Here is a 5000-nt window from a genome sequence, read left to right on the forward strand (position 1 = left end):
GTTGGGTAGTCAAAAGGGAAACAGCCCAGACCTCCAGCTAAGGTCCCAAAGTGAGTGTTAAGTGGAAAAGGATGTGGGATTTCGAAGACAACTAGGATGTTGGCTTAGAAGCAGCCATACATTCAAAGAGTGCGTAATAGCTCACTAGTCGAGAGGTCCTGCGCCGAAAATGTCCGGGGCTAAACACTACACCGAAGCTGAGGAATGAATTATCATTGGTAGAGGAGCATTGTTAGCGAGACGAAGCTGTACCGGAAGGAGCAGTGGATTGCTAAGAAGAGAGAATGCCGGAATGAGTAGCGAGAGTGAGGTGAGAATCCTCACGGCCGAATATCTAAGGTTTCCAGGGTAAAGCTGATCTGCCCTGGGTTAGTCGGGGCCTAAGGCGAGGTCGAAAGACGTAGTCGATGGATAACAGGTTGATATTCCTGTACTACAATATATCAGAACTGTGGGGACACAGACAGAAAGCCAGAGCCGGGAATGGAAAGACCGGTACAAGCGAGGTAGGAGTAAGGCAGGCAAATCCGCCTTACAATCTGAAGACGTGATGTGTAGCGAAGTTATAAGTAGCGAAGCTGGTGAGCTGGCTGTCAGGAAAAGCCGCTATTGTGTATATTGTACCCGTACCGTAAACCGACACAGGTGGATGAGGAGAGAATCCTAAGGCCGACGGAAGAAGCATTGTTAAGGAACTCGGCAAAATGGCCCCGTAACTTCGGGATAAGGGGTGCCTACGAAGGTAGGCCGCAGAGAATTGGCCCAAGCAACTGTTTAGCAAAAACACAGGTCTATGCGAAACCGTAAGGTGATGTATATGGGCTGACGCCTGCCCGGTGCTGGAAGGTTAAGAGGAGAGGTTAGCGAATGCGAAGCTTTGAATTTAAGCCCCAGTAAACGGCGGCCGTAACTATAACGGTCCTAAGGTAGCGAAATTCCTTGTCGGGTAAGTTCCGACCCGCACGAAAGGCGTAATGATTTGGGCACTGTCTCAACAATGCATCCGGTGAAATTGAAGTACCAGTGAAGATGCTGGTTACCTGCGCCAGGACGGAAAGACCCCATGGAGCTTTACTCTAGCTTGATACTGGGATTCGATATTGTATGTACAGGATAGGTGGGAGACTAGGAAACGGGAACGCCAGTTTTCGTGGAGTCACCCTTGGGATACCACCCTTGCAGTATTGGGTTTCTAACATGCAGCCGTTATCCGGCTGGTGGACAATGTCAGGTGGGGAGTTTGACTGGGGCGGTCGCCTCCGAAAGAGTATCGGAGGCGCTCAAAGGTTCCCTCAGAATGGTCGGAAACCATTCGCAGAGTGCAAAGGCATAAGGGAGCTTGACTGTGACACCGACGGGTGGAGCAGGTACGAAAGTAGGACTTAGTGATCCGGTGGTATAAAGTGGGATTGCCATCGCTCAACGGATAAAAGCTACCCTGGGGATAACAGGCTTATCACTCCCAAGAGTTCACATCGACGGAGTGGTTTGGCACCTCGATGTCGGCTCATCGCATCCTGGGGCTGTAGTAGGTCCCAAGGGTTGGGCTGTTCGCCCATTAAAGCGGTACGCGAGCTGGGTTCAGAACGTCGTGAGACAGTTCGGTCCCTATCCGGCGTGGGCGTAGGATATTTGAGAGGAGCTGTCCTTAGTACGAGAGGACCGGGATGGACTGACCTCTGGTGTACCTGTTGCATTACCAAATGCATCGCAGGGTAGCCAAGTCGGGACGGGATAAACGCTGAAGGCATCTAAGCGTGAAGCCCCCCTCAAGATGAGATATCCCATTCGTAAGAATTAAGACCCCTTGAAGACTACAAGGTTGATAGGTCAGAGGTGGAAGTGCAGTAATGCATGCAGCTGACTGATACTAATAGGTCGAGGGCTTATCCATGAAGGAAGGAAAGAGGAGTTATCTCCGGATGTGAAATTTTTCAGTGTGTGGTTTTGAATGTACAATGCATTCATAGTTCAGATAAAATCTGATGAAAATAATCCTCGATAGCTCAATGGTAGAGCACTCGGCTGTTAACCGAGGGGTTGTAGGTTCGAGCCCTACTCGGGGAGTTTTTTTGTACTATATGGTACGAAAGGAAATGGCTCCTTGGTCAAGCGGTTAAGACATCGCCCTTTCACGGCGGTAACACGGGTTCGATTCCCGTAGGAGTCACGCAGACTAAAAGAATTTAGTGGCAAGAAAGACTTGGTTCTGCTGAGGAAGCAGAAGGGTTGAAGAAAAAAATGAATAAGCCGATGTGGCTCAATTGGCAGAGCAGCTGATTTGTAATCAGCAGGTTAACGGTTCGAGTCCGTTCATCGGCTTTAAAGAAATGGACCTGTAGCTCAGTTGGTTAGAGCAACCGGCTCATAACCGGTCGGTCCTGGGTTCGAGTCCCCGCAGGTCCACTAAAAGAAGAAAAACTTAAAGAACCAGCAGATAGTAATATCAAAGAAAAGGGATCTTAGCTCAGCTGGGAGAGCATCTGCCTTACAAGCAGGGGGTCACAGGTTCGAGCCCTGTAGGTCCCACTAGGTTATCGAAAGATAATCAAGGAAGCCGGTGTGGCGGAACTGGCAGACGCGCAGGACTTAAAATCCTGTTGTGGCAACACAGTACCGGTTCGATTCCGGTCACCGGCATAAGAGATATCACCCATGTGATATCTCTTTTTTTGTACTCAAAAATAGAACAAAAAAGAGGAGGAATAATGAAGAAAATTTCTAATTATATATTTGAACATAAAGGAAAATATCTTTTAGCAATTACTTCAATGATTATAGCTGTAACGCTTGATTTAATGTCTCCACAGTTTACAAAACATATCATAGACGATGTAATTGTAGGAAAAAATATTGCAGAGTTAAAATATTTGCTTTTAGGTATTTTTCTAATCGGCGTGGGAAGATGTATATTTCAATACATTAAAGAATACACCTTTGATTGTCTTGGCTCGGATATTGGAAGTTCCATGCGTAAGGACCTTTTTGTACGTATTCAGAATTTAAGTGAAGATTTTTTTGACAAAACTGATACAGGGGAATTAATGTCTAGAGTTAAGGATGACATTGATAAAATCTGGGATGGGCTTAGTTATGTTAGTATGTTGTTAATCGAGGTGGTAATACATACGGCAATTGTTCTATTTTGTATGTATAGAATCAATGTGAAGTTGGCAATAATCCCAACACTTGCCATGATTTTTTGCGGATGTATTGCAGTAATTATGGAAAGAAAGTTAGGGGCAGTTTATGAAGAAATTAGTGAAGAAAATGCAGAATTAAATACAGTTGCAGAAGAAAATCTTGCAGGAGTAAGAACGGTAAAAGCTTTTGCGAGAGAAAAATATGAAATCAAAAAATTTTTATCTCATAATAATAAATACTATGAACTTAACATGAAACAATCAAAAGTTTTCGTGAAATATTATCCATTTTTTTCAGTTGTTACAAAAATACTTCCGCTATTAACATTGTTAGTAGGTGGAAAAATAGTTATTGACGGAAATTTGTCAATTGGCTCGTTAAGTGCAATGGTAGAGTATTCAAATAATATAGTTTGGCCAATGGAAATGTTAGGCTGGCTTACTAACAGTTTTTCGTCAGCTATTGCGTCAAATAAAAAAATCAAAAAAATTTATAAAGAAAAATCATCAATTAAAGAAATAAATAATCCCGTTGTGCTTGAAAAAGTAAAGGGAAGAGTTACTTTTGAAAATGTCTCCTTTAAGAAAAATGAAAGTAGTAATATTTTGGAAAATGTCAGCTTTGATTTAAATCCTGGTAAAACATTAGGTATTATGGGCGAAACAGGATCCGGTAAAAGTACAATTATTAATTTGCTTTTAAGATTCTATGATGTTACCCAGGGAAGTATAAAATTAGATGGAGTTGATATACGCAACCTTACCATTAAACAACTTAGGGGGAGTATTGCTCCGGTAATGCAGGATGTTTTTCTATTTTCAGATACAATTAATGAGAATATAAAATTGGGAAAGAAGAATGAATTAGATGCTGAAGAAATAAAGTTAGCGGCAAATAATGCACAGGTTAGTGAATTTGCAGAGAGATTAGAACAACAATATGAAACAGTAATTGGGGAAAGAGGCGTAGGTTTGTCTGGTGGACAAAAACAAAGAATTAGTATAGCCAGAGCTTTTGCCAAAGATAAACCAATACTTATTTTAGACGATTCTACATCGGCGTTGGATACAGAAACAGAGCAGAAAATACAGAAAGTATTAGAAAAGTATAATGATATTACTAAAATAATAATTACCCATAGAATTAGTGCTGTAAAAAATGCAGATGAAATAATAGTCTTAGAGAACGGTAAAATAAGCGAAAGAGGAAAACATGATTCTTTAATAAAAAAGAAAGGCTTATATTACGAAACTTATTTATCTCAATATGGAACAATAAATTAATAGAAAGGAAAAGAAAAATGGCATTTAATTCATATAAAGAAGATGAACAAAGTGTTGAAAAAAATAAATTACAAACATTAAAAAGATTATTTTCATATTTGTTGAATTATAAATTGATAATTATACTGGTGTTATTACTAATGGGATATTGCGTTGCTATATCATTGATTAATCCGTTGATTATTGAAGAAGCCATAGATAACTATATTTCTGTTGGTAACTATAAAGGGTTATATAAAATCTTGATTATAACACTATTACTGAATTTGCTTGCAACTTTGGCAATAAAAATAAGAATGTATGTAATGGCAAAAATGTGTAACAGTATTCTTCTAACAATAAGACAGGAGCTATATACTCATATTCAGAAGTTAGGATTCAAATTTTTCGATAGCAGACCTACAGGAAAAATATTATCTAGAATTATAGGAGATATTAACTCATTAAAGGATGTTTTATCTAATTGCGTCACAACATTAATACCGGATTTCATAACTGTTGTGGCAGTAGTTGTAATTATGTTTGCAAAAAATCCTAAATTAGCAGTAGCAGCCTTGATTACAACACCACTTA

2 protein-coding genes, 6 tRNA genes and 1 rRNA gene (2 of these 9 running past the window's edge) are annotated in these 5000 nt (G+C 40.4%); all 9 read left to right on the forward strand.

The window, feature by feature from the left end; all coding sequences use genetic code 11:
• Positions 1 to 1894 (forward strand): 23S ribosomal RNA (locus ACQY63_RS00155); it begins 994 nt to the left of the window's first position.
• 101 nt (positions 1895 to 1995) lie between these two features.
• Positions 1996 to 2067, forward strand: a tRNA-Asn gene (locus ACQY63_RS00160).
• A gap of 31 nt (positions 2068 to 2098) precedes the next feature.
• Positions 2099 to 2170, forward strand: a tRNA-Glu gene (locus ACQY63_RS00165).
• 79 nt (positions 2171 to 2249) lie between these two features.
• Positions 2250 to 2322 (forward strand) — tRNA-Thr (locus tag ACQY63_RS00170).
• Positions 2323 to 2332: 10 nt separating this feature from the next.
• A tRNA-Ile gene (locus ACQY63_RS00175) sits at positions 2333 to 2406 on the forward strand.
• A gap of 50 nt (positions 2407 to 2456) precedes the next feature.
• Positions 2457 to 2529 (forward strand) — tRNA-Val (locus tag ACQY63_RS00180).
• Positions 2530 to 2556: 27 nt separating this feature from the next.
• Positions 2557 to 2640: transfer RNA gene (locus tag ACQY63_RS00185), tRNA-Leu, on the forward strand.
• Positions 2641 to 2708: 68 nt separating this feature from the next.
• Positions 2709 to 4427, forward strand: coding sequence for an ABC transporter ATP-binding protein (locus tag ACQY63_RS00190; RefSeq protein WP_428244540.1), 1719 nt, complete (start codon positions 2709 to 2711; stop codon positions 4425 to 4427).
• Positions 4428 to 4444: 17 nt separating this feature from the next.
• A protein-coding gene (locus ACQY63_RS00195) for an ABC transporter ATP-binding protein (protein WP_428244541.1) crosses the window boundary here: on the forward strand, positions 4445 to 5000 show its 5' end (the start). The gene runs 1223 nt beyond the window's last position; only the first 556 of its 1779 coding nucleotides appear in the window; the start codon lies at positions 4445 to 4447; its stop codon lies beyond the right edge, outside the window.

Source organism: Eubacterium sp. Marseille-QA0814, assembly GCF_965119675.1.
Lineage (GTDB): Bacteria > Bacillota > Clostridia > Lachnospirales > Lachnospiraceae > Eubacterium_G.